The following is a 25235-nucleotide window of genomic DNA, read 5'->3' as shown; positions in this document are numbered from 1 at the left end:
TTCCTCTTTCTTAGGTAATCGCCTTCTTTCAATTTCTAGTAGGAGAAGGCTTTTTTTGAATGATTTCTTGACTACGAATCTCACGACATAAAGCAAGCCGATCCGCCAATGGATTCAACCTATTTTTAACCAGATCCCAGTCATTCGTGTCGGGAATATTGTTCAAAAGTATATAGTCTGTTTGTAACTGGTATTCCCATACATATGGTCGATAGTTTGTAACAATCAAATCCACTTGCTCACTATCTATCCGATCTTGTGTCAATCCTTGAAGTGGCATGAATAGTAATTGATGACGTTCCTCTAATTGTTGTCGTGCTTGCTGACGGATTGCTTGGACAACTAAATAATTCCCCTCTAATAAAAACAGCACGCGTTTCTCTGGTTGATAGTGCTGGAATACCAGACCCATGTACAATGTGAAACTAACCACAATGTCTTCAAAGTATTCAGGAGAAAAGTCAAGAAGTGACGCATGCTGTTGGAAAAAGTACACATGATTAAAATAAAGTTGTGGACTATTTTCCTTAAGAGTCGTAATCACTTCTGCTAGCTCTTTATTTAACACTGGAGCGATAGCTTCATTGATCATTCTTGAAACAAAAAATGATGTCATATACTGCTTCAAAACAACAGTATCCCATTTATCAAAGAATGGATCTGCAAAATAGTCCATCACCACAAGCTCAATAGCCGCTGGCCAACGATTAAATCGTTGCGTAAAAAGATTCTCTGGATCCATTCGTTCGACCGTTCGTTTCGTGATAATACGTAAATGTAGCCAAGAAAACTCCTCTATTGGTAGCCAGATATTGTATTCTTTTTTGATAACAGCTTGTAAAGAATATAATAGCTGAAAATCATTTTCCTGATAATCCCTTTTTTTGAGCCAGCTAGGTAATGAGACATATTGATTTTGTTGTACTCGAATCATCGTGATATAAAGGTAGTAATAAAAAGCTGAAATCGTTATACCAGTCCCTAATTCATATTTACCTAGCTTTCCTGAAAGTTCCCTTAATATGGTTTGGTGCAGTTCTTCGGGCGGGTAAATAGTGAATGGGGTTTGGTCGCCGTAATAATAAAAATCAAAAAAAAATTTTCGAATGTTCGCTTCATCTCCTTGAAAACTTATTGGTTTGAAACACAATGTTAGCCCGTAGCTATCTAGTACCGGTTGGGTCTTTACTAAAAAACGCCGCAAAGTACTTTCTGCATAATTATACTGGTGGGCTAACTCAGAGAGTGTCATTATCTCACCATAAAAAATATTTCCCACAATTTCAAATAGAATTTCTTTCTCCAAGAGCTGATCTTTCTTCTCTAAATAGTCAATGCGTATTAATTCTTCAAAATGATATCCACTATAATTAGAGAACAATGAAATACTTTTACCGAAATATTTCTTTATTGATTGAATATCTTTTATCATTGTACGCTGTGAAACACCAAGTCGTTCCCCCAATTCTACGATCGTAAAATGCTTCTCTCGCTCGATTACGGTAAGTATTTGCATCCAGCGTTTGATTTCTGAATTTGTAATAAAGGCCATCTGTATTTCTCGCAAGATCATTTCCTCACCTTTCTCGGATTTCTTTCATATGTTTCGTCGACTTTGTCTTCGGTTCCATTATCCAGTATCGTGTTTAAATTGAAGAAAACTTGCTAACATTAGGCGGATTTTTCCCTGCATTGGTAAAAAGATACTTGGCTAAAAAGTTTTTCCTACCTCTTGGATGATCCAATATTATACAAGTTCAGTATGATTAAGTTAGGAACCGTCTCCAAAATAGAAGTCTACTTTTTATTGGACCTTAGCTTCAACGCATGTAGTCCGATTAAATGGTAGGAGAAATAAATAGTTTGACTATACTCCTTTTATTCAGCTGAAAATTTATTCATGAGAATTTCTAAATTATCTTTTTCTGACCTGAATAATTAGCCCATTTTTTTATAATAGAGTGAATAAGCTGATCTTGTTATTGTGTATTGACTATTTTTTACTGGTAAACAGTCCTTTGGGCGGCTCACAGCTCCAACCGTTAATTGAAAAATAGTTTTAACTGAGATCAAAGAGCCTTTTCCTACTTTTTCTTTTTCATTGTTCATTTCAAGGAAATTTTTGGAATCAATACCTGAATGCACAGGCAGTATAACAATAAATTTAGGCGACATCGAATGCAAGTTAGCTTCTGAAAACCCTAAATTCCCACAACATTTAATATTTCTCAAATGTTTTAAAAGACTAAATCAATTGACTCATTTCGTCAAAATAATAATTTAAATCTCTGATTTCTCTTATAATCGTTCCTCAGGCGAACTGGATCTGATGGATTTGCATTTGTGCAATAACGTGTTTACTTTTCTTTACTAATACAGCTAATCCCTTTCTTCTTTTTATCATTTAATTATCAGGTACTGAACTTAATTCCCAAGTTAAAGTCGTTTGGTAAGTTGTCGCTTTTGGGGCAGCTATTGGTGGCACTTCAAGTGCTATACTTTTATCAGTATTTTCACTATTCCCAAACCGATAAATCCAAGTCCCGACTCCTTGACCGTCGCGTGCGTTCAAAAGGGGCGTCTTTGCTTCTGGAATCAAGGTGACACCGTCTTGATTCTGAAGTACCGGTTCACCGCTTCCATGAACAGACACAAGTTGTTGGTTGATCAGCAACAAGCGTGCGCCTCTAAGTTGATTGTCTTGAGAATCCATGAACTGACTGTTTTGTGTAACTGACAATTGCCAGCCGTGACGTTCCTCTTCTGGCCGTCGATCACTGATCTGGATATAGTTTGGTCGCTCTTCAGCCTCATTGACGGTTCCATCAGGATTTAACAAGCGTTGCGGTTGTGCATAATACCGCTTCATCTGAGTAGAAATCGCTTGTTCGCCAAATGTGAATTGAGAAGCAAAATCAATGCTTAATAAACCTTGTTCTTCTTCCAGCTCAGGTTTATTCTCTGGATCGACTTCAATTTCGGGATTCATCGGATCCTTAGGATTAGGTGGTCTTCTCGATTTTTCAACAACCGTACTTGCGGTAGCAGATTTTCCATTTAGAAAAGCATAAGCCGTAACTTCGTTTCCTTCAGTGAATAGTGAATCTTTAGGTAACTCATATAAATAGTCTCCATTTTCATCAGCAGTCACATGATATTTATCGGTTTCTGAAAAATTTGGTGATTGAATTTCACCATCTGGTATTGCTGGATCACCAGAGAACCGTATTACACTGTGCGGAGAAGCCTTGCCGGTAATAGTATAAGAATTTACTTCCAATGCGTCTTCCGTTAGAGGGTCAATAGTTACCTCTACATCTGGTATTTTTTCAAAGAGGATTCTCTGAACGTTACGTGTAGTGAAAGCTTCATTGAAGCTAGTCATCGTCTCTTGAAAGATAGAAGAAACATTCGTGATTGTTGGATTTATCGTATTGTAACGAAGGATTAAATTAAAGATAGGATTCCAAAAATAATCTGGCTCTTCTGTAAAATTATCTCTATTCCATTGTTTGACGGACTGGACATCAATATCCAATTGCCCTGTACTTCCTGTGATATTAATCAGTCCATTAGTTGCAGAACCTGAAATCTGGTTTGTCCGTTCTAAATTAACCTTTTTAGCATCAGAAAATTCAAATATTGAATTTGCCGAAGCAAAAAATAGTAAATTTTGATTGATTGAATTACTGTCACTTTTTATGTCCATGGATCCATCTTTAGCAATTTTGAAGTTAGCCGCACCTGCGACATAAATGATGCTAGAAGATGCACTTCCTCGACCTTTAGCATTTATATTAAGTTCAGCATCTGATCCCACTAAAAGCGAACTTCCCGCATTCATAGAAACTAAATTGCGATTAACTCCATTACCTGTGAAACTGTGATTCGTAGATTCAATATTGAATTTTGCCCCATCATTAACCTCTAAAGTAGAGGTAGTACTACGCAAAGTTAGTGCTGCAAAATTCCGAGTCGTATTAATATTGATTGCTGATCCTTCATCCATTATCAAATTTCCATTTGCAATATCAATGCTGGATCCAGTCTGCGCATTCGCATTCGCACTGGCTAATGTACCGTTTGATTCTAGGTTGAAGGTAGCATTTTTTTCAAGTGTAAGACTACCTGACTGGTTACCTACGCCAATTACGACATTGCCAGAGTTCAAAGTAGAAAAATTGACAACAGCATCTTCTTTAATTGTTAAACTGCGGGATTCAATGTTTATAGAATTTGGAGTATTCACAGCAAAGTTCGTTCTAAAAGGTGAATTATAGCTTGCTACTACATGGTTTTCAATCGAACCATACAAATCTACATGAGTATAGTATGGGGAAAGCATTTGGTTCCCCACACAAGATACATCTTTTAAAGCAATTCTGGAAACTTCTTGTTGAGCCGATGATAGCCCTTGTTGGACTGATAAAAATCCCCACCAGTTTCCCGAGTAAATAGTTGCATTATTAAAAGTAATATCCCAAGGTGATTGTGCATTATGAGTAGCGGGCATCGGTACAAGTGCTACCGAGCCAAAATCTATGTGATGACCATTACCATTCACTACTAATTTTCTCGAACTATTTGCAGGTGTTAAATAGACAAATTGTGCTGCTCCTGATGGATTAGACCCCACACCACTAATAAATCCAGGAACAGTAGAGTTAGTTGGAACTTCAAAGTCCTCTAAAACTTCTATTCTCGTGATAGAAGGCGTACCGAAAGCCTGTCCAAAGTCTGTCCAGTTAGTTACCTCAGCTACTCCTTCTTCAGGAGAACTATAGGAAATAGCTTTGTCAATTTCAACTTCATCATCTGTAGCTATATGTTTATTTCCTGTACTTTCTTCGGCTTCAGTTGATTCATCTTTATCTACATTAGTTTCTCCTTGTTCATACGGTGATATTGTTTCCATCGGCTGTATATAAATTTGTATTTTTGCTTCATCGATGGCTGCTTCATAACTTCCTTCTTCTTCGAATACCACCGGAAAAGTGAATGTTTCTTGCATTTTTTCAGAATGAATCACCCAGTAATTTGCTTCCTTGGATTCTTCGATCGTAACGCCTACTGGTATATCTTCTTCAACAATCTTAGCTTCTTCAGGCAATTTTACGGTTGCTTCATTTATTTTTTTATTTGCATGAAATGAGAGAATGATATTTTCTCCAGCTTTGCCTATAATAGTTGAATCGACAGTCGAAAAAGAAAGAGGTAAATCTTCAATTTCCTTCAACTCAGGAATATTAGGGAGAACTTCTTCACTAAAGCCATCTAATTCTGTTTGATCTTCTAGAACATCTATTGCATTTACTGAAGATAAACTGACGGAAGCAACTGGAAAAATGAGTACTTGAATAAATAGTAATCCTATACTAACAACATTCAAAAGATGGTAGAGTCTATTTTTCATTGCGACATTTCCTTTCTATTCTATCCGAGGCTGTCCGAGGAAAATTTGTATACTTATAATTCTTTTGTAATTTCACGTGCTCTTTTCTTCTGTCTCATCAGGTAAAGCACCAAGCCAAGCATTAAAACGAGTAAAATAATCGCACCGATCATCCACCAATTGATACTTGAATCAATCATTACGTCTTCTCGATTTAACTTGCGGGCTTCATCGGCTTCAATCGTAAATTCACGCGTCCATGACCATTCATTCTCTCCTGATGTCGCTGTTAATTCTAGGACATAGTTCCCACTTCGAAAACGGTCGCCTTCTAAAGAAATTGGGAAGTTGAAATTAGAATTTGGGGCCATCTGCATCATTTCTTTCTCTGCCTTATAGAGGACCTCGTTCTCCCCTGCTCGTTTCACGGTAGCTTTCACCGCCAATTGATTGACAAAAGTAGGCGTAAAGTTTTGTAACGTGGCGCTGATCACATTGCGGTAGTTCAATTGATCCGCAAACACATCTAATAGTTCCAACTCAGGTTGCACCGAGTCTCTGCTATTACTGACGACTACACCAACCACATAGGCGAATTCATTCTTAATGGCCACGCCTTCCCCTGTGGTTTCATCGGCTTCTTCTGTTTCCTCTTTTAGTTCGGCAATGCGTAAGCCTCCGGCCAAAAAGCCGTCAAAGGCTTTGTCTGGCATCTGTAAGGGAATCTCAACCGTCTTCTTTTCATTTCCAGCTAATTCAATGACACCGGAAGGCGTTATCAGCTCATCTAAGGAGTGGGTTAAGGTTGGATCCGCTTCTTCGGCATCTTTGCCGTATTCGACGTTTCCTAACACGTTGGTATATGCCGTATGTGGGGTGACCTGAACCCTTATGGGTTCTGCACTCGTGTTCCCAATCTCCAAGCGCAAGGTTTCTTTTTGATTCGGGGCTAGATTCAAATCGTAATAGCCTTTGTCCTCATCTACTTGGCTGTCTGGAAAAAGTGGTGTGGCATAAATATTAAGTGCCGTTTCTTCTGCCTGAACCGAAACCGGTAAGAAAAAACAGAAAATGGCGAGCAACCATAAGTATTTGTACTTCTTTTGTGTATAGTTCATCTAACGTAATCCTTTCTTAAAAAAAAGCAGCGTCACAGAAATCTGTAACGCTGCCAGTAACTAATGGAACATGGAAATAGGAATGTTATTTCTTAATCCTCATCAGGCTCATTCTCAGGTGTTAGTTTTAATTCCCATGTCAATGTAGAGGTATACGTTACCGCATCTTTGGCGGTTGAACCTGGAACAAATAGTTTGATTGCGTCATTTTCCACTACGTCCGCTCCGGCTGTGACTTGTTGTGCAAGAGCAGCATTGTCCCCCCAAACAACAGAAGATGATCCGGCCCCTTTTTTAGCAGCCGCTGTCATCACTGGCACAGCCTTTTCTCCGGGTAAAATTTCCAGGCCAGTAGCATGTACCTCAGGTTCTTGTTCAGGATCATTGATGCTATAAACAAGATTTGGATCGTGCAATGTGATCTTTGCCCCTTTTAACACTTTATTTTGTGTATCAGCTGGACCTTCAAATTCAGACAAGCTAACCATTAATTTCCATCCTTCATTTGTACCACGTGTGTCTTGGACTTGTGCCAAACTCACATAAGGGATCTTGTTTTCTTCGCCCGTTGTTCCTGCCTTTTGTTGTCTTTCAGCGATCATGTTGTAATTTTTATCGGTAGTTGAGATAATTTGTGAGCCGAAGTTCATCGTTGGAACTGTCGCGATCGTTAACGGTCCTTTATTTTGTCCATCCGGACCTGTAATAGGTGGAATGTCTACCTCTGGTTCTCCGGGTAGTTCATCCACTTCCGTATCGTCATCCCCTGGGGTGAAGGTGATTTGCCCATCGATTGTCGTTTTGCGGACTTCGCTTGTTTCTACCGGATCTCCATCAGCAAACGCTTGAACGCCTCCAGCTAAAATGGTCGTAGATAATGCAGCAACACTTACTAATCGAATAAATTTCATGTGTGATTCCCTCTTTAATTTTCTCTATTTTTTTTGTACTTCATATTTCTTTTGATTCCAAAGAATACAACTAAACCTGTGAGTAAACAACCTAGCCAAATCCAGTAAGATTGCATCGTTGCATTGGTCTGGGGAAGGTCTCCCTCAATAATGGGCTTAGCTATTTCTGTCGGTGGTGGATCCGGTGTACCGGTTGGTTCATAGCGTCCCGTAAAATGAATTGATCCTTCGGTCTCAACTGACTGAACCGACGTGGCTATAACATTAGGAGGTCCGCTTAATGCTAGGATTACTAACAAACAGCTTATTACGTTCATTTTTCTATGTTTCATTTTCCTCTTCCTCTCTAAAATCGACTCAAAAATTATCGTTTTAGATAAAACAAAAAAAGATATTTTAGCAAGTTCAAATATCTTGAAATAATTGTTGGATTAGACTATGTTCCAAAATCATACATGCAGTTCTGTTCATTCTAAAAAACAATTTTCATAAAGAGACACGAATAATTGGAACGTAGATTGTTATGTCTTATTTATCTATTACTTTACCTGAATAGTACATTTAATAAAAATCATTATTTTCACCCCGAAGTGAAAATATCGAAACCTATCTAAAAATTATCTGAAATCAGGGCCATAGTATAATACATTAATGTTTCTTATCTGTATTTGCTGAAATTAAATGCAAGACAAAATATCAGATAAATTTTTCTATCCTCTAAGAATCATCATGATTTTATGTTAGAGTATTCTTAGGTTAGTTAATAAATGAGCTTTGAGCATAACAGAAATTTCAGGAAGGATTTTATTCGAAAAAGTAGTTATTGAAAAAATTGAAGTTTCTTGGCAGCACTACTTATTTAAAGATTACACTGTAACAACCATTTCAGACAGAATAAAGGAAAATGATTGTATGATTTCTAATGCTATGAATATAGCTACATAGGAATACTAGGAGGAAATATATGGAAAAATTTTATCAACGAACAATAAATGAAACATCAAAATTTTTTAAAACAGATCAAAAACATGGACTTACAGACGAAAAAGTAAAAGAGAAGTTAGATAAATATGGAGAAAATTCAATTCAGCAACAAAAATCACCATCGGCCTGGACGTTATTGTGGCATAATTTGAATAATTTAATTGTTTATTTATTATTTGCTGCGGCAGTACTCTCTTTTACAATGGGGGAAATTACAGAAGGAATAGCTGTATTAATAGCTGTATTAATAGCCGTAGCCACCGGTTTTATTACTGAATTACGCGCTCAAAAGTCAATTGATTCTTTGCAAAAAATGATTTTTACTACCGCTAAGGTTATTCGTAATGGGTACCTTACGGAAGTAGAATCTTCTACGATTGTTCCTGGAGATATTTTATTTTTAGAAGAGGGCGATGCAGTAGTTGCAGACGCCCGTTTGATTGAAAGTAAAAATCTTGCTTGTATAGAATCTGCACTTACAGGAGAAGCAGAATCGACTGAAAAAAATGCAGAAAAAATATATATGGAAGAGATTCCACTTGGTGATCGATGTAATGTCGTTTTTGCCGGAACGGCAGTTACCCGTGGGAATGGATATGCTATTGTTACAGAAACAGGTATGCAGACAGAAGTTGGCAAAATTAGTAACATGTTGACCGGTGATAAAAACATTAAAACACCACTAGATGTTGAGCTAGATAAATTAGGTAAGGCAATTATTATTGCAGCATTAGTTGCGGCTTTTGCTGTTTTAATTGCCGGAATACTAACAGATCAGCAATTTATTGAAATGGCTCATATTGCAATCATTTTAGCTGTAGCAGCTATTCCTGAAGCTATGCCTGCAGTGTCAACGATCACTTTGTCACGCGGAATGAAAATTATGGCTGAGCACAAAGCATTAGTTAAAAGCCTTTCTGCTGTAGAGACATTAGGTGCTACTAGTATTATCGCTAGTGATAAAACTGGGACATTAACTGAAAACCAAATGACTGTTACTGCAATTACTTTAAGCAGTGGTGAAAAGTATACAGTTACTGGTAATGGTTATGAACCCATTGGCAGTTTTAAGAAAAATGGCAAAATTATTAGTGTGAATGATCATCCTGATTTAGCTGAAATTATTCTAAATGGTGCATTATGTACCACATCGACTTTAAAAGAAGACAATGGACATTATGAAATTCTAGGTGATCCAACTGATGGCGCATTTGTGGTTTTGGGTGCAAAAGAAGGGATTAATCGACAAGCGTTAATTGAAAAAGGTACTTTGAAAATTGGAGAATTACCTTTCAATTCAGACAACAAATTTATGATTAGTGTGTATGAAAGAGATGCAAAAAGAACTCTTATAATGAAAGGAGCACCTGATGTCTTAATAGAGCTGGTTCAACCTGAGGAACAATTGAAAGAAAAATTCTTTAACATCAATCACGAATTGGCGTCAAGTGGGCAGAGAGTAATGGCTGTTGCACAGATTAAAGACTATAAAGGTGGATTAACTGAAGATGAGTTGATACACTCTTTTAATGGACTAAGAATACAAGGCTTTTTTGGAATTGTTGATCCACCACGAAAAGATGTCAAAGAGTCCATCAAAATAGCACAAGAAGCGGGCATTAAAGTCAAAATGATTACGGGAGATCATCCTCAAACAGCATCGATGATTGCGCGTGAAATAGGATTAAATGGTTACGCTAATACTATGACAGGCATAGAGATCGACCAATTTTACAAAGACGGAAAACTCAAAGACCACATTGAAAATACTGCTGTTTTTGCTCGTGTATCGCCAGAAAACAAACTACAATTAGTAAAGGCTTTAAAAGAAGCAGGAAATATTGTTTCTATGACTGGTGACGGAGTTAATGATGCACCAGCTTTAAATGGAGCTGATATTGGAATTGCAATGGGTATTCGTGGAACTGAAGTTGCTAAGGAAGCTTCGGATATGATTTTAACAGATGATCGATTCGGTACAATTATCGATGCTATCAAAGAAGGACGTATTATTTTTGATAATATAAAAAAATATGTTTCATTCCTTTTCTCTTGTAACATGGTAGAAATTATAACAATCTTTTTAAGTGTTATTTTTTTATTACCTATGCCAATTCTTCCCCTTCATGTTTTATTTTTAAATCTAGTAATTGATATCGGTCCAGCAATGGCTTTAGCTTTTGAACCAGCTGAAGATGATATAATGAAACGGCAACCAAGAAGTAAATTTGATAGTTTAGTAAATAAAAAATTTCTAGGGCGTATTATATTAAGTGGGATAGTTATTGGAATAGTTGCATTTGTATTTTTTAATATTCTGTTACACACTAATCACACTCTTGAGTATGCACAAACAGCAACATTTACTTTTATGGCCGTGGCTCAACTAATGCATATATTCAATGTTCGTAAAAATAGTGGTTTTGGGTTGGATAAATCATTTTTAAAAAATAAAATATTAATTTTTGCAATACTTACATCTGTTGGTCTACAATTGGTTGCCGTGTACGTACCTTTCATGAATGATTTACTAGGTACTACTCCTATCCATGTGTCAACATGGTTAATCATTCTGACAACTGCAATCGTTGTGACATTTGTTGTTAAGGGATTAAAAAAGATATTCCAATTAAAATAAGATCTCTATTTTATAAAATCAGTTATTTTAACTTAAATCAGGCATTCATCATCCTCTATAGTTGGATGATGAATGCCTGATTATGTTTAAAAGAAACTTTTTAATGATTCCAGTATATATTTATGAAGTTGATCCGAAACAACTGGAAGTCATAAGTTCTGTAATCAAGAATCGTATTATGATAGAAAATTTAGACTGCTACATTCAGTTTGCTACGCCTAATTCCCTAGACTTGCTCAAAATTGTTCAAGCTCGTACGTCCCCTTATGGTGTTTATTTTTTAGAAATAGAATTGAACTAACTGATTATATTATGAAAGAAAATGTTTTACATTTAAAAGATTCTATCGAACGTATTATGATTTAGCTATTTGAGAATGAATTCAATGATGAAATCAAATTTTTATCCGTTAAATATGACTCTGAAGTATTAGACTGTAAACTTTACGATAACAAATTGTTTTACTTTTGGATAATCCTATTTTATCAACCGAGAGCTAGCACCTTTATACGCATAGATAAATTTTGAGAGTTCCGTTTTTGATTGTTCTTTGAACAATGATGTGAATGTGATCTTTATCATGATTCCACTCAACTAATGCAATGTGATAAGATTCTACAATTCGTTCAAAAGTAATTTTAGTAAATTCAGATATTTCATCATCAATCACTTGTCTGCGATATTTAGTTACCAATACCAGATGATAATAGAGAAGAAACACTGAATGATTATTAGTATCTAATTCCATTGTTATATCAGCTCATTTATTATATAGGTTGATTATAACAAAGAATAAAATAAAAAGGCAATCAGCCTTAACTATCGGCTCTCAAGTTACCAACGATAACCCTCATACCAAACGGCATTCATCATCACACACCTATAGAAGGGTTGCGACTTCTGCCTAAGTTAAAAAATTAACTAATAAGATGTCTTAGTAGCGGCACAAAAATAATGTACTACCATAATTAGGTAGCACATTATTTTTAATATCTATTTTTTGAAATCATTCCCCAACCAGTACGTATTGCTTCTTCAGTGTCTCTCTTTATTTGACTTGAGGATCTTACAATTTCTCCGTGCCCGTCTAATTCAGGAATTATCGGATATTTCTCTCTAAATAGATCTAATTCTTTTATCACGTCATTAAATAAATCCTGTTTATCTTCTTGCGTGAGATTTTGTTTAATATATTCATCCAATGCTTTTCTTAACAGCTCATCTCTTGTCATGTTCGTTTCATACTTTTCTACCAAAACCCTAGAAGTAGCATTTAATAATGTAGACAATTTTAATGGATGTTTTGTAGAAAAAACTTTATCAAATTTTCGGATCGGAGCCCCAACTTTTTTTGTTCCTAAACGCTCAGATTTCTCCTGTCTTATACTCGTCATATCTTCTTTTACTATTTGTGGAATTGACTTTTGTTTATCTTTAGGAACAACTACTTGCTGCTTCTTTTTAGCTTCTGCCTCTTTTTTTATTTTATCGAGACCCTTATTATTACCAAAAATATCGAGTCCTTTGATATCTGCCAATTACTCCACCTCCAAATACCAATCTTCATGTTGTTCTAATTCTTTTAAAATACTGATAAAGAGTTCATGACTTTTTCTATCCCATTGCTTTAAGAGACCTTTTTTTGTCTTTTCCATAGTAATTCCAGAACCATCATACCTTTTCAGGCGAGCGTTTTTTAATACTACATTTTTAATTAAATGCTCACCATAAATTACTTGAGCCTGTTTGTACATCTCTTGGTCAACCGCATCCCCGCTTTCTAACATAAACGGAATAACTCCTGCAACATATAAATTGGTTTCAAATTCTTTCACAAAGAAATCCATGTATTCTAGATACTGCATTGCGTTTCTCATAGATTTAACTTGTGTTTGTAGAACTACAATTGCCCAGTCAGCAATATACATTGCTGATTTACTATACACAGAAATAGAAGGTGGTACATCTAAGTAAATCACCTCAAATTCATCAAATAATGGCTCCAACTTTTCTTTCATATATTTAAATTGAGATAAAGAATCATTGAATTGTTCCTTAATCCAGTCATCGTACATTTCAAACGACATGTCTGCTGGAAGAATATATAAGTTATTTATGACTTTATAAACTGCTTCATTAGGTGAAAGATCATTAATCAACACATCTGTTACTGTATTCTCGTACGAAATGGGCTGGCCATCTCCCCCACCCTCTTCTTCCGTAAAATTCATATGAGTCAAGTTCATAACGTCCGATGTATTGCCTTGCATATCTAAATCGATAATCAATGTTTTCTTTCCTTCATGAACAGCTGATTCAAATCCTAACATCTGTGCACAAGTACTTTTACCTACCCCACCTTTAAAATTTCCAATTACATATTTCTTCGCCACTACTTATTCCCTCATTTCTCATTAAATTTATATTTATTTACTACCATTACATTATATGATAATTACTTACTACTCTATTTTAATTTTACCACATACTACCTTTACTAGGTAATATTAAATAGATTTTAATTCGCTTATGCTATTACAGAAGTGATTGCAGACATACTTAATATATATATTCTATACTACCATTATATATTAAAAATAATTATTAACTACTCTTTTTTACTTCTATATGTACTACCTTAAAACGGTGGCGAGAAATTATTATTATTTCAATACCTACTTTTTAGACGTTCTAAAAAAAACACTTAACTAAATAAAATCAGTGTTTGTATGCTATATAAAATCTTATCTCTTAAAAATTATTAACTACCTTATTTATTTTTAATACATACTACTTTTTACCGGTAGTATGTATTTTTTTCCGTTATGTTAGTAATAAAAATATTAAGTTGTAATTTCAATATCTATTAACAAATTTTATTTATCAATCTAATATACTATTCAGATGCTTTACTACCATTTATGATAACTAAAAAAAAATAACTTACTACCTGAAAAAAGTAGTAGTTAAATCATTTAATATCAACAATTTATTGATACAGCAAAAAAATGCTATAAAGAATCCATATATCCATTAGTAGTAGATTATTAAAATATGGTAGTAATTAATAATCTAAAAGAATCATGAAAAGTAGTATTTAATCATTATTACGGTAGTAACTATTTAATGTAGTTCTAGGTAGTATTTAATTATTCGGTAGTTTATAACTACTATTATTTATAATGTAAATGTAAACTTTGGGTAGTATTTAATCTATTGAGTTACAAAATTAAAGTAGTACTTAAGAGTTTTCCTAGTAGTACTTAATTATTTTTTTGGTAGTACATTAATCAATATTTTTACATTAACTTATATATATATATAAGTTTTAATATACGAACTACTCTACTTAGGTAGTATATAAATCTATAAGAGGTAGTTAAAAAATAAACATGCGGTAGTATATAAATTAAGTACTACTAATTAATGGGTAGTACTTAATTTATAAAAAATAATAAAAAGGTATTTCTGCTTTCATATTAATGGTAGTATCTATTACAATTTCAAAAAAATAAGAGGTAGTACTTAATTTGAATTAAGGTAGTAAAGAATGGAATTTTTATTTGTTTGGTGGTAGTACTTAATTTAAATTAACTTATATGTCGTTTGCTTTTTTTATTTATGTTTGATATTTTCAAAAAGAGTGGATATTTTTTACGCAAATATAAAGTGAAGGCAGAGGAGCATTCATGACTGATTTTAATTATTTTAAAGCAGATAGAGTATACAATGAACTTTTTTACCAGTTTCCTAAAGTTTTTATCGTTTCTGACGAATATAAAAAAATGAAAGATTCAACTAAAATCGCATATATGCTTTTAAAAGCAAGACTAGAAATTGCAATTAGTAAAAGGCAAGTAGATGAAGAGGGCAACATCTTTTTCACATACACTACAGCTGAATTATGCAACGTTCTAAACTGTCAAAAACAAAAAGCAATAGCGATAAAAAAAGAACTAGAATCCTTCGGTTTATTACTCCAAAAAAAAATGGGTTTCAATAAACAGCAAGGCAAACACAATCCAAACAGGCTTTATCTTGCTGAGTTAAAAGTTACAGAAAATGATATTTATCTGCTTGAAAAATTTGATAGAGAAAATCTAGAAAACGTTAATAAATCAGAGAGTATGAAAATCATACCCTCCAAAGAAGAAAATAAAAAAGCTCCCTCCATTGATAATCAAGAGGGTATGAAAATCATACCCTCTCAAAACGTTGATAAATCAGAGGGTATGAAAATCATACAAGAACTTAATAATAATAACTTAGACACTAATAGACACAATATAGACACTGACAAAGACCAGCTCCAAGATCAATTATTGCTAGATAACTTTATTGACATTATGACTGATTCGAGTTTTGACACTTTTATACCAGAAAAAGTTTTAAATTTAATTAAAACTTTTTCAAAAAGTTACAGTGAAGCACAACAAACCGTCAGAACAATACACAATGCAAAACACAAGGCTCAGGAATCAGAAAATACAATTATTGTTTACGAAGAAATCGAATATTATGGAGTTGACGCAGATAAAGGATTATATATGACTTTACTAAAAGCCTATCAAAAACAGAAGACAGAAAAAGTTGATAATCTACAAAACTTAATATTTATTTACGTTAAAAACTGGTTTGTTGAGAAAGCTATTGCTGCTAAGCTTGTAGGTGAAAAGAAAAAGGATCTTGAAGGATTACCAACAGTTAGTACAGAAAATTGGTTAGAGTAGTTTATAAAAAAGCTCTTCTGTATAAAATTAGATTTTTTTTATAATTCTAATTTGATTACAAATATTACAAAGTAATAGTTATTCTTTCAGAATTTCAAGATTAAAAATTTATGATAAAAATCACAAACGCAGGTTTTAAATTCAAAATCGTTAGATTATTTGACCATTTTCGTTTAAAAACATAGGGAACTAGTGTTTGCAATTGTTTTTTTTTGAGTTATAATAATCCACGAAATAGAGGTAATTCAGTCATTTTCACTAAGCTGAAAAGCTTGATATTACTTCTTTTCAAACAGCATTGCTAATATTCATTTACATTTTTTTTGTATGGCTTTAGTTGTTTTAAATTTAATTGTCTGCTATGCTTGTGATGAATTGATTTTCGTTCTGCACATTTGGACGATAGATTAGAATGATTGAAAATACAAAAAAAAGAAAGGCGGTATGAACTCGGAAGGCTGGTAACCTTCGTCAGCGTTCATACACGGCATTAAGATTTGCCCCTTAATGCGTTTACCTTTCAGTGTTACGGTACTACCCGCAACGGACTTAGTATAACAGATATTCAAAAGTGATACCACTTTTTTTGATTTTATGAAAGTTAAAAAATTTTGGTATAACGATGAATCTATGGAAAACCATAGTGTTAGAAAACGCTCGTGTGGCTCTTTGCCGTAGGATAAACGCTGAATTTAGAGGGAACGCATGTTTGCATGCGCTCCCTCTTTTTCGTTTGTCAAGAACGAAAATCAATTCTTTATTTTTGAAAAATAACACAAAAAAATGGTTAATAATAGTTTAAGAATGTAGGAGGATTATTTTTTATGTCATACACGGGGATTTTGAGTCAGGAAGATATTTGTCATTTCGGTAAACGGTGTACCGTTACAGAGAAAATCACTAAAAAATTGTCGACAGGTTGTAATAAGACGGTTGTGCAATGTAAAAGATATGTGATACAGAAAGATAAAGCATCAGAAGAACTAATCTATTACATCGGGAAACGAAAACAAGTGCTGTTAAAAGATCCTGTGTCGTTGAAAGAGTTATATCCAAAAATCAAACATGTCTATGATCAAAATGGTGTATTGATTGGTCGAAGAAAAAATGGGGTTTTACGGTGTACCGCAAAAGGGATGGGGCGCTTTATAAACTTCACCGGAATGAAACATGTTTATGATGAACAAGGTCTTCTGATAACTGGTCAAAAGAATAAAAAAGGAATCAGTTAATCAGTTAAGTTTGAAATATTTTATCGTTTTTCGCTTGCTTGAAAATATTGTCGAGACTTCTAAAAGAACTTAGAATCTCTAGAAAAACAACGAGTAGACTTGATCTATCAACAATTTCCTTCGGGAAGTGACGGGGTAGGTTTTTACGATTGGTAACGTAAAAAATTGGTCAGTCGAGTAAATGCCTTTGTTTGGATAGTGGTGAAATGAATTTGTGTAAATTAGATGCACAAAGTAAACAAGAGGGAATGTAGAAGTTAGACAAGTTTGAATAGCGCCTAGATTAAACATGAGCAGCTACTAAGGGATCTAGGCTTTGACGCAAACTCATGGAATAAGGAGTAGGTCTTCTCGCAATGGGGAGGACGCACAAGAAGTTGTGTCGTGTGCTGCAGTACATGTAGATACTTGCGAGGACGTTGATCTTTCGATCAATCGAGCATTTACCGTTTTCTACTAGGGTTTCTCGTTTCGGACGCCATAAACGAGTCGATTTATTATATATATTATTTTTTAAGTAAACGAAAAACGATAAAATATCTTTATTTTTTTGATTCATGTCAGAGAAGGAACTACTTGTTCAAAGGGGTGAGAAATCAAATGACAAAATTGAAAACAAGTAAAGCGATGGAAGAAACCGCTATAAAAGCGATAGAACAAGCGAAAAAACAAGGATTTCAAATTGATAAAGATGATTTTGAAATTGTTCAACCTTTTGATGATGGGAATGCCATTATTATTAGTGTGGAAGGAGCAGATGAGAATCGAGCAATCAACTATGAAGTAAGAGACGCTGTGATCGTCTTGGAAAAACAAGAAGGGACACTAGATATTTTTGTTTCAGAGGAAAAAGAATAAGGAATTCGATGTGAGGAGGAACATTAGATGGCGCGACCAGTTTTAAAGGCGATGGATATGGACAATTTGACCAAAGGAAGGTACGTACAGCTGTTAGCTCGTGGCTATTCACCTAAAGATGTATTCAAAGCCCTATCCAAAGGAACAAATATAGAAAAAGAACAATTACGAAAAGAGTTCGATTATTGGAGAACCCATAATGGGATCAAAGATTTAAAGCCAGCACGAGCAGTTAGAAAAGGCAGCCAGCAATCCACCCAAGTAGGAGATTAGCGGAAGAAATGTCATAGAAAGGAATTCATTCATTATGTTTAACAAACTGATATTTTTTGTTGGTACTTATGAAGAGCTAACCAAGTGGCTGAATGGTCGAGGCTATTTTGTAGATGACAATCGCAAGAAGTTATTTTTTAAAAATGTAGATGAGCGGAGTCAATTCGGACCATTTTGGATTGATGGAAAAAATAAATCCATTTGTGCTGGAGAAGGCCTGGGCTACCCGATTAATAACACACCTACTTACCCAGATAGCGTCATGTTTGAGGTGAAAACAGAAGGTTTTACGCAAAAAGAGATCAATGACGCTTTTTACAAAGCATACAAACATTTAGATCGTTTAAGACACCGAAACAAGACGAAAGAGATTAAAGATTTTATTATCGAAAAAAATAAGTAGTCTGTTAATGATAGAAAAAAGAATTCAAGAGTGAAGTGTAGAGCGTATGTGAGCATAGGCTTTTTTATTTTGACGAAAAAGAAAGGTAGGAAGTTCCTTGAATAGCAAAGAATTTGAAAGTAGAAAAGAAGTGTCAAAAGAAGTAGAAGCGACATTATTAGAAACGATGAAACAAAAACACCTCAAACAATTATCTGTCATGCAATATATCCATGATACGCAGATAAGCGGAAAAGAGAAAGCCTGCTTGTTAGGGTCGATGAAAAATTTTGAACAATTGAGACGTACTTATGTAAAAAACAATGCTAGTTGTCAATTATTATTAGAGATTTCATAACGATTATGTCGTAAGAATGATTAATTATGATATAAAAGCAATCAATTATGATGCGAAAATAATCTTTTGTGATAAGTCATTGTTATTGAATAAAAAGAATAGTAAAATTTAACGTGGTTTATCTTAGGTAAATATAGGTGAATTAATTTAAGTATAGAAGGTAGATAGATGAATAAAAATAGTAAAACTTTATGGAATCCTTACTTAGGAGTAATCATTGTTGTTCTCTTATTTAGTTATTTTGCTTATAAAGGACATCAAAATGACAAAATTGGTAAACGTGTAGATGATATGACAAAAACAATCTATATTCAAGAACATGCTAAGACCTATCAAGATGATTTAACTAATTTCACGGATATCTCTAAGAGGCAACTTATGACTAATCAAAAACAGGCCTTAGAAAAAGATCTTAAAGATCAAATTGCTGGAAAACTGATTTTTTCTTCCACAGGATTTACTCTTCCTGTTTTTCGAGGAGCGAATAGCGACACGCTCAGTTTAGGGGTAGCTTCTACTTATTATCCAGATGCTGTAATGGGAAATGGAAATTATATTCTTGCTGGTTATAACGTGGATGCATCAAGCGTTTTATTATCAGATTTGGGAGTTTTATCTGAAGGAGAAAAAATTTATTTGATTGATTCTACGCATAAATATCAGTATGAAGTTTCCAAAATAGGACAAATTTCTGATTACCCCCAGATAGTTCAATCTGAGGAAACAAATTCTTTTTTATCCTTGCCAAAAGCTGGTGAAAAACCACTACTCACGCTCTTAGGATTTCAAGCAAATGATATGAAAAAGGTTGATGTAATTCAGTGTGAGTTAGTCGATATAGAAACAATCAACAAATAAAGAAGGTGGGTCACATACAAGAACTTGTAGAAAAAACGATTAACAAAATGAGTGTCATTTTTCTATTAATGCTCATATCCTTGCTGTATCTCATATGGACGGTTGGATTAAATCCGCCGATGCTATTATTTATTTATAACCATGCTGCACAGTTAGTGACGTTTTTCGTAGCTTGTTTATTTCTTCTAAATTTATATAAAGCAAAAAGAAACGATCTATTCTATATTGCGGCTGGCATTCTTTTTTATCTTTTCTTTTCATTTTTTAGAAGCTATCGAGGAGATACTTTCTATGGTGATCTAATCGTTCCAACAATTATTGCCATTATTTTGGTTGTAAATTGGACAGAATTTACCGTATTTGATCGTAGTTTGTACCTGGGAGTCTTCTATGTTTTTCTACTCGTAACAGTTTACCGAGTATTTACCGAGATCCCAGTACCAGAAGGACAAAGTATTTGGAGTCCATCAAACAAATTATCAGATATTTGGATCAACACAAACACGATTGGTAGTTCCTTAATGACATTAGCTCTTCTGATCACAGGATTTGCTAGCTCATTTGGAAAATGGTACATGCGATTACTATCTTTACCAGCTTTGGTTCTTGCGGGGATTACCATTTGGGTTTGCCAATCAAAAGCTGCATTGTACGGACTTATTATCTTCGTTATTTTAGAACTTTTGCCTAAGAAAATTTTCCGAAATACGCACTTGTCCTTTTGGATGTATGCGGCAGTTTCATTTCTAGCTTTACCGATTTCTTATTTTGCTGCAATGTCAGACAACATTCGCTTATTTACAGGGCGAGAAGAAATTTGGCAGAAATTCTATGAAACATTAGGAGAAAGAACAGGTCAAATATTTGTAGGAATGAAACCATTTTTCTTCCATAGAGGAAATCAGATTCTAGGCAATCATAATACGTATCACGCACTCGTCAATCACTATGGATTGATTGGTTTTGTTCTATCGATGATTCTTTTGCTTAGTTTCTTATGGTTGCTCGTAAGAAAACGTGAACTGACAAACGGACAGCTAACATTCTTGTGGGCTTTTTTAGCGATCATGTGCCAATCATTCATGGAAGAAACATTAACTACAATCAGTTGGATACCGATTGTGTTCTTATTGCTGGCAATGGCTACACACCAATATAAACAACCCGTTAAATAAATTAGAATAGGAATACTAAAAAACACTTTTTCGTTTTGAGAAAGTGTTTTTTATTTTGTCTGAAAGGAGCTAGCTAGATGAAAAAAAGATTAATTAGTATTTTAGGAATTGCTTTAGTCATCTTATGCAGTGTGTTGGGCTATGTTAGTTACCAAAAACAGGAAGGAGAGACGTTTAAACAAAATATCGAAAATATTCACGCGGATCAAATCAAGATACATGCAAAGAGTTATAAGGATGATGTAACGAACGTCAATAATGATATGTCTTTGGGGCAAATGTCGTCTATACAAAAAGAAGCAATCGAAATGGGGATCAATAAACAAGTATTTGCCCAACTTCAGATCCCTGCACTTGGTTTAGCCTTACCGATTTTTAAAGGCGCCAATCAATACACGTTGAGTCTTGGAGCGGCGACTTATTTTTATGAAGATGCCGAAATGGGCAAAGGAAACTATGTCCTAGCAGGTCACAATATGGAAATGCCAGGTGTTTTATTTTCTGATATTCAACAATTGTCAGTAGGGGAGGTGATGGACTTAGTTAGTAACGATGAGGTTTATCGTTACAAGGTAACGCGTCAATTTATCGTACCTGAGTACTTTAAATTAATCGATGGCGTTCCTGAAGAGAACTCTTTCTTGTCTTTACCAAAGAAAGGAGAGAAACCCTTATTAACGTTATTTACTTGTGTGTATACGGCACAAGGCAAAGAAAGATACGTGGTACAGGGAGAGCTACAATAACAAGGTTTTGATCAACGTGAGTCGTTGAAATATGAAATGAGGAGATAAAAAAATGGCAATCAATCAGTATGTAAAAAAAGCTGGTATGCTCGTTGGAATGTTGGGGATTATTGCAGGGTGTTTCCAGGGGGATCGCGCATACGCAGAAGATGTGACGCAAAAAACGCCACCAGAGAAAGTCAATATCACGGTTCATAAATTAATGTACGATCAAGGGACGCAATTGAATGTAGATATCGATGGAATCAAAAATGATGGGTATACGCATGATCAATATCCCGACGGTGTAATGAAATACAACAAAGCAGATTATGGTGACGTGGAGTTTACTTTAGGAAATATTACGGACCAAGTATTACCGTCTGATGATTCTGATCTAACTAACGCGAAAGTGGACGAAATCGTTAAAGATGTAGAAGACAAGGGATCTAACAGTGAGTACATCAAGAATGCAACCAACAAAATCACTTCAGCTGTAGATGAAAATGGTGAAATCACTTTTGCTGATCAACCAGCCTATGTCAATTCCAAAGGGAATGTCTATGTGGTTTATGAAAGTAAATCCGCTGCTGGATTAGTCACGCAAAAAGCAAAACCAATGGTTGTGATTGCGCCAATGACAGACAACACAGGATCAGGATTTTTAAAAGATATCCATTTGTATCCTAAGAACATTGTTTCCAAGTTGAGTTTTGAATTAACGAAATTTGGTGACGATGGCACAGCTCAAAGCAAGCAAACACCTTTAAAAGGGGCAAAATTTGAGTTATACAAGGGTGAACCTGGAAAAGGAACAAAATTAGGAGATCTCGTATCGGATGATCAAGGAAAATTGACTGCAACAGATTTAACACTGGGTAAATACTATTTTGTAGAAGTTCCTTCAGAAGTAGTAGTTGGACCAGATCAAGAAACTACTGCTGATCAATATTTATTGGGAGCTGATGCTCGAAACGACGAACATAATAAGTTAACCTTTGAAATTACAAATGACGGTGTGACAAGTGATCTAAAGGCTTCCTACGTAAACTACAAAGCTCCTATAATCGATAAGACAGTAACCAACGGAACAGGTGACGAACATTCTTTCCAAGTTGGCGATGCCGTTAATTATCAAGGAACGATTCATATTCCAACAGATATTGCAGGTGGAACAGACGGAATTACAGTAAATGGTGTGAAAAGTAAAACTTCTCCTTACAGTGTATTTAAATGGGGGGATACGGCAGGAAAAGGACTTTCTTATGTCGCTGCTAAAGCAAATATCAAAGTAACAAACAAAGATGGATCAGTAGTATTAAAAGAAAATACAGATTACAAGATCCAAAATTCAGAAAATGGCTTTGTGATCGATTTTATCGTGAATAATGGTCAAGTTAGTGATACTGTCGCAAGTTTACACGGGCAAGATCTTCAAATGACTTATAACATGTATGTAAATGACAGCGCAGCTGTTGCCAATCCATTAACAAATAGCGTTGATTTTGTCTATAACAATAATCCATTTAACCAGGAAGAACACCATGAGAAAGCAAAAGCAGACGTGGTAACTTATGGCGCAAAATTCTTAAAAGTCGATAGCGGATTGTTTGGAACTGGTATCAAATCAACACCGCTTGAAGGCGCAGAATTTGCAGCTAAAAACGCAGAAGGAAAATATTACGGTGGATTAGTTGATACTGATAAGGACGGTGTCAAAGAAGTAGTATGGGTAGACGATTTAGCAAATGCAGCGATCCTAAAATCAGATAAAGAAGGTCACTTTGAAATCACTGGTTTAACTGAAGGTGAATATTCACTGGAAGAAACAAAAGCGCCTGAAAACTATCAAAAATTAACGAAAGAGATCTCTTTCAAAGTAGACAAAGATTCATACAAAGAAGAAAACCGAATTACGATCAAAAACAATCAAAAAGCTTCCGTACCAATGACTGGTAGCAATGGGTTCCAAACTTATGCATTGATTTCTTGTTTATTGCTAGGTGCAGGAGCAATCTCTGCAGTTGTTTACTTTAAGAAGAAAGCTTAAAAGGATCAAAACCAATGATTATCAGGAAGCCTAAGAAAAGGCGAATCATGGGAAAGTGGATTATTGCTTTCTGGTTACTTTCAGCTTTAGGAGTCTTACTATTAATGCCCGCTGAAGCGAGCGTAGCGAAATACCAACAAAATCAACAGATTGCCGCAATCGATCGAACAGGAACGGCAACAGAAACGGATTCTTCTTTGGATGTTGCTAAGATAGAGTTAGGCAATCCCATTGGTGTTCTTACAATTCCAAGTATTTCTCTGAAATTACCAGTTTATGACGGAACGTCCGACAAAATTTTAGAAAATGGGGTAGGAATTACGGAAGGAACTGGTGATATCACAGGGGGAAACGGTAAAAATCCTTTAATTGCAGGACATAGCGGACTGTATAAAGACAGCCTTTTTGATGATTTACCTTCAGTAAAAAAAGGAGAAAAGTTTTATATAAAAGTCGATGGTGAGCAACATGCTTATCAGATCGATCGGATTGAAGAAGTGCAAAAAGACGAACTACAAAGAAATTTTGTCACTTACTTAGAACCAAATCCCAACGAAGATCGAGTAACGCTAATGACTTGCACGCCAAAAGGAGTCAACACACACCGTTTTCTTGTTTATGGTAAACGAGTAACTTTCAATCAATCTGAATTGAAGCATGAAAAAAAGAAAATTCTTTCTAGTAAATGGCTTTTTGGTGGGGCTATTTTTACTTTGCTTGTCATTAGTGGGTCAATTTTCGTCTGCCATAAGAAAAAATAAAAGGAGGTTAACCAGCATGATGAGGAATAGAAAATGGCTATTTGTTTGTGCAGCTGCTCTTTTTTCCTTCACTGCCTACACACAGTTGATGTTTGCAGACAGTCAAGAAAGCATGGAAAGCACAGATAGCATAGAAGAAACGGTACAAACGTCAGATAGTAGCACGATTCAAAGTAGCGATGAAGCCGTCGATTCGTCCACAGTTGAATCTTCAGAAGAACCGACAATCGCTGAAGACGATCAAATAATCAAACAGACTATTCACGTTCAAAAGATTATTTCTTCCGAACAATTGGACAACCAGGGACAAAAGCTTGAAAAACAAGAAGGGGTAAATGACGCAAAGTTTTCTGTTTATGATGTATCGGACATTTTACAAAAGATGGAGGTTAAGGATCTCTCAACGGATCAAATTGAATCCCAATTGAAAGAACGAGTGAAAAAACTATCCAGTGATCAATTGAAGCTAGTTTCTAACGGAGAAACAAAGACAATTGATCAACAAACAGGTGTCTTTGAATTCTCGGTAGAAGTACAGGCAAATCAGAAACAAGCTTATTATATTGTCAATGAATCAAGTCCTGAAAACATTTCGAATAGCGAGGATATTTTGCTAGTAGCACCTGTTTCTGACAAAAATGGTGAATTCATAAAGGATGTGTGGATCTATCCTAAATCAGAAGCTTCACAGCCTAAAGAAGAAGTGAAAAAAATCATTTCTACTGGTGTAAAGAGAAATTTCTTTGAGAATTGTTGGGATTTCATGACTCACTTGTTTTCAATAGAGTAA

The 25235-nt window shown here is 34.9% G+C and carries 19 protein-coding genes and 3 pseudogenes; 14 read left to right on the top strand and 8 right to left on the bottom strand.

The genetic code is table 11. The features are described from left to right. Positions 1-28 precede the first annotated feature (28 nt). The 5 genes from IGK77_RS15315 to IGK77_RS15295 all read right to left on the bottom strand — a co-directional run bounded on the left by IGK77_RS15315 (position 29) and on the right by IGK77_RS15295 (position 7753). Positions 29-1552 (bottom strand): helix-turn-helix domain-containing protein, encoded by a 1524-nt coding sequence (locus tag IGK77_RS15315; protein WP_438713304.1) that lies wholly within the window; start codon positions 1550-1552, stop codon positions 29-31. A gap of 852 nt (positions 1553-2404) precedes the next feature. Further along, positions 2405-5413 carry a WxL domain-containing protein gene (locus tag IGK77_RS15310; RefSeq protein WP_438713303.1) on the bottom strand — a complete coding sequence of 1003 codons (3009 nt, stop codon included), beginning with the start codon at positions 5411-5413 and terminating at the stop codon, positions 2405-2407. A gap of 53 nt (positions 5414-5466) precedes the next feature. Further along, positions 5467-6510 (bottom strand): DUF916 and DUF3324 domain-containing protein, encoded by a 1044-nt coding sequence (locus tag IGK77_RS15305; RefSeq protein ID WP_438713302.1) that lies wholly within the window; start codon positions 6508-6510, stop codon positions 5467-5469. Positions 6511-6602: 92 nt separating this feature from the next. Then, positions 6603-7421, bottom strand: coding sequence for a WxL domain-containing protein (locus IGK77_RS15300; RefSeq protein WP_438713301.1), 819 nt, complete (start codon positions 7419-7421; stop codon positions 6603-6605). 14 nt (positions 7422-7435) lie between these two features. After that, the gene (locus tag IGK77_RS15295) at positions 7436-7753 is read right to left on the bottom strand and encodes an LPXTG cell wall anchor domain-containing protein (RefSeq protein ID WP_438713300.1); all 318 of its coding nucleotides are present in this window, start codon (positions 7751-7753) and stop codon (positions 7436-7438) included. A 632-nt stretch (positions 7754-8385) separates the two neighbouring features. Here IGK77_RS15295 and IGK77_RS15290 point away from each other — a divergent pair. After that, positions 8386-11043: a cation-translocating P-type ATPase gene (locus IGK77_RS15290; protein ID WP_438713299.1), complete on the top strand. Its 2658-nt coding sequence runs from the start codon at positions 8386-8388 to the stop codon at positions 11041-11043. 103 nt (positions 11044-11146) lie between these two features. Next, positions 11147-11338, top strand: a pseudogene (locus IGK77_RS15285) (LytR/AlgR family response regulator transcription factor); the annotation flags it as partial. Positions 11339-11523: 185 nt separating this feature from the next. Here the strand turns inward: IGK77_RS15285 and tnpA are convergent. The 3 genes and pseudogenes from tnpA to IGK77_RS15270 form a co-directional block, all read right to left on the bottom strand. Continuing rightward, positions 11524-11791, bottom strand: a pseudogene (gene tnpA / locus IGK77_RS15280) (IS200/IS605 family transposase); the annotation flags it as partial. Positions 11792-12029: 238 nt separating this feature from the next. Next, a complete protein-coding gene (locus IGK77_RS15275) occupies positions 12030-12581 on the bottom strand; it encodes a hypothetical protein (protein WP_438713298.1) in 552 nt (183 codons plus the stop codon). Next, a complete protein-coding gene (locus IGK77_RS15270) occupies positions 12582-13436 on the bottom strand; it encodes a ParA family protein (protein WP_438713297.1) in 855 nt (284 codons plus the stop codon). 1296 nt (positions 13437-14732) lie between these two features. Here IGK77_RS15270 and IGK77_RS15265 point away from each other — a divergent pair. The 12 genes and pseudogenes from IGK77_RS15265 (at position 14733) to IGK77_RS15210 (ending at position 25235) form a co-directional block, all read left to right on the top strand. Further along, positions 14733-15773, top strand: a complete 1041-nt coding sequence (locus IGK77_RS15265) for a replication initiator protein A (protein ID WP_438713296.1) — start codon at positions 14733-14735, stop codon at positions 15771-15773. An 824-nt stretch (positions 15774-16597) separates the two neighbouring features. Beyond that, positions 16598-16924 (top strand): annotated as a pseudogene (traE, locus tag IGK77_RS15260) (type IV conjugative transfer system protein TraE); the annotation flags it as partial. A 681-nt stretch (positions 16925-17605) separates the two neighbouring features. Then, complete coding sequence (locus tag IGK77_RS15255; RefSeq protein WP_438713295.1) at positions 17606-17863, top strand: 2-hydroxyacyl-CoA dehydratase; 258 nt, start codon at positions 17606-17608, stop codon at positions 17861-17863. Between the two features lie 27 nt (positions 17864-17890). Beyond that, positions 17891-18136 carry a hypothetical protein gene (locus IGK77_RS15250; RefSeq protein ID WP_438713294.1) on the top strand — a complete coding sequence of 82 codons (246 nt, stop codon included), beginning with the start codon at positions 17891-17893 and terminating at the stop codon, positions 18134-18136. A gap of 34 nt (positions 18137-18170) precedes the next feature. Continuing rightward, positions 18171-18539, top strand: coding sequence for a hypothetical protein (locus IGK77_RS15245; RefSeq protein WP_438713293.1), 369 nt, complete (start codon positions 18171-18173; stop codon positions 18537-18539). 97 nt (positions 18540-18636) lie between these two features. Continuing rightward, the gene (locus tag IGK77_RS15240) at positions 18637-18876 is read left to right on the top strand and encodes a hypothetical protein (RefSeq protein ID WP_438713292.1); all 240 of its coding nucleotides are present in this window, start codon (positions 18637-18639) and stop codon (positions 18874-18876) included. 168 nt (positions 18877-19044) lie between these two features. Then, positions 19045-19734, top strand: coding sequence for a sortase domain-containing protein (locus IGK77_RS15235; protein WP_438713291.1), 690 nt, complete (start codon positions 19045-19047; stop codon positions 19732-19734). 5 nt (positions 19735-19739) lie between these two features. After that, positions 19740-20909, top strand: coding sequence for an EpaQ family protein (locus tag IGK77_RS15230; RefSeq protein WP_438713289.1), 1170 nt, complete (start codon positions 19740-19742; stop codon positions 20907-20909). A 77-nt stretch (positions 20910-20986) separates the two neighbouring features. After that, on the top strand, positions 20987-21655 hold the full coding sequence (locus tag IGK77_RS15225) for a class A sortase (protein ID WP_438713288.1): 669 nt from the start codon (positions 20987-20989) through the stop codon (positions 21653-21655). A 52-nt stretch (positions 21656-21707) separates the two neighbouring features. Further along, on the top strand, positions 21708-23684 hold the full coding sequence (locus IGK77_RS15220; RefSeq protein WP_438713287.1) for a pilin N-terminal domain-containing protein: 1977 nt from the start codon (positions 21708-21710) through the stop codon (positions 23682-23684). A gap of 14 nt (positions 23685-23698) precedes the next feature. Then, positions 23699-24445: a class C sortase gene (locus IGK77_RS15215; protein ID WP_438713286.1), complete on the top strand. Its 747-nt coding sequence runs from the start codon at positions 23699-23701 to the stop codon at positions 24443-24445. Between the two features lie 19 nt (positions 24446-24464). Then, positions 24465-25235: a pilin N-terminal domain-containing protein gene (locus IGK77_RS15210; protein WP_438713284.1), complete on the top strand. Its 771-nt coding sequence runs from the start codon at positions 24465-24467 to the stop codon at positions 25233-25235.

The sequence above is a fragment of the Enterococcus sp. DIV0806c genome (genome assembly GCF_051710905.1).
In the GTDB taxonomy this organism is placed as follows: Bacteria; Bacillota; Bacilli; order Lactobacillales; family Enterococcaceae; genus Enterococcus_B; species Enterococcus_B mundtii.
Note: the sequence above shows the minus strand (reverse complement) of the source record. Positions and strands in the feature narration are given on the sequence as shown.

Bases quoted from the DNA above. Each gene is read 5' to 3' on its own strand.
- IGK77_RS15315 (WP_438713304.1), bottom strand. From the start codon at position 1,552: ATGGCCTTTATTACAAATTCAGAAATCAAACGCTGGATGCAAATACTT.
- IGK77_RS15310 (WP_438713303.1), bottom strand. From the start codon at position 5,413: ATGAAAAATAGACTCTACCATCTTTTGAATGTTGTTAGTATAGGATTA.
- IGK77_RS15305 (WP_438713302.1), bottom strand. From the start codon at position 6,510: ATGAACTATACACAAAAGAAGTACAAATACTTATGGTTGCTCGCCATT.
- IGK77_RS15300 (WP_438713301.1), bottom strand. From the start codon at position 7,421: ATGAAATTTATTCGATTAGTAAGTGTTGCTGCATTATCTACGACCATT.
- IGK77_RS15295 (WP_438713300.1), bottom strand. From the start codon at position 7,753: ATGAAACATAGAAAAATGAACGTAATAAGCTGTTTGTTAGTAATCCTA.
- IGK77_RS15290 (WP_438713299.1), top strand. From the start codon at position 8,386: ATGGAAAAATTTTATCAACGAACAATAAATGAAACATCAAAATTTTTT.
- IGK77_RS15265 (WP_438713296.1), top strand. From the start codon at position 14,733: ATGACTGATTTTAATTATTTTAAAGCAGATAGAGTATACAATGAACTT.
- IGK77_RS15255 (WP_438713295.1), top strand. From the start codon at position 17,606: ATGACAAAATTGAAAACAAGTAAAGCGATGGAAGAAACCGCTATAAAA.
- IGK77_RS15250 (WP_438713294.1), top strand. From the start codon at position 17,891: ATGGCGCGACCAGTTTTAAAGGCGATGGATATGGACAATTTGACCAAA.
- IGK77_RS15245 (WP_438713293.1), top strand. From the start codon at position 18,171: ATGTTTAACAAACTGATATTTTTTGTTGGTACTTATGAAGAGCTAACC.
- IGK77_RS15235 (WP_438713291.1), top strand. From the start codon at position 19,045: ATGAATAAAAATAGTAAAACTTTATGGAATCCTTACTTAGGAGTAATC.
- IGK77_RS15225 (WP_438713288.1), top strand. From the start codon at position 20,987: ATGAAAAAAAGATTAATTAGTATTTTAGGAATTGCTTTAGTCATCTTA.
- IGK77_RS15220 (WP_438713287.1), top strand. From the start codon at position 21,708: ATGGCAATCAATCAGTATGTAAAAAAAGCTGGTATGCTCGTTGGAATG.
- IGK77_RS15215 (WP_438713286.1), top strand. From the start codon at position 23,699: ATGATTATCAGGAAGCCTAAGAAAAGGCGAATCATGGGAAAGTGGATT.
- IGK77_RS15210 (WP_438713284.1), top strand. From the start codon at position 24,465: ATGAGGAATAGAAAATGGCTATTTGTTTGTGCAGCTGCTCTTTTTTCC.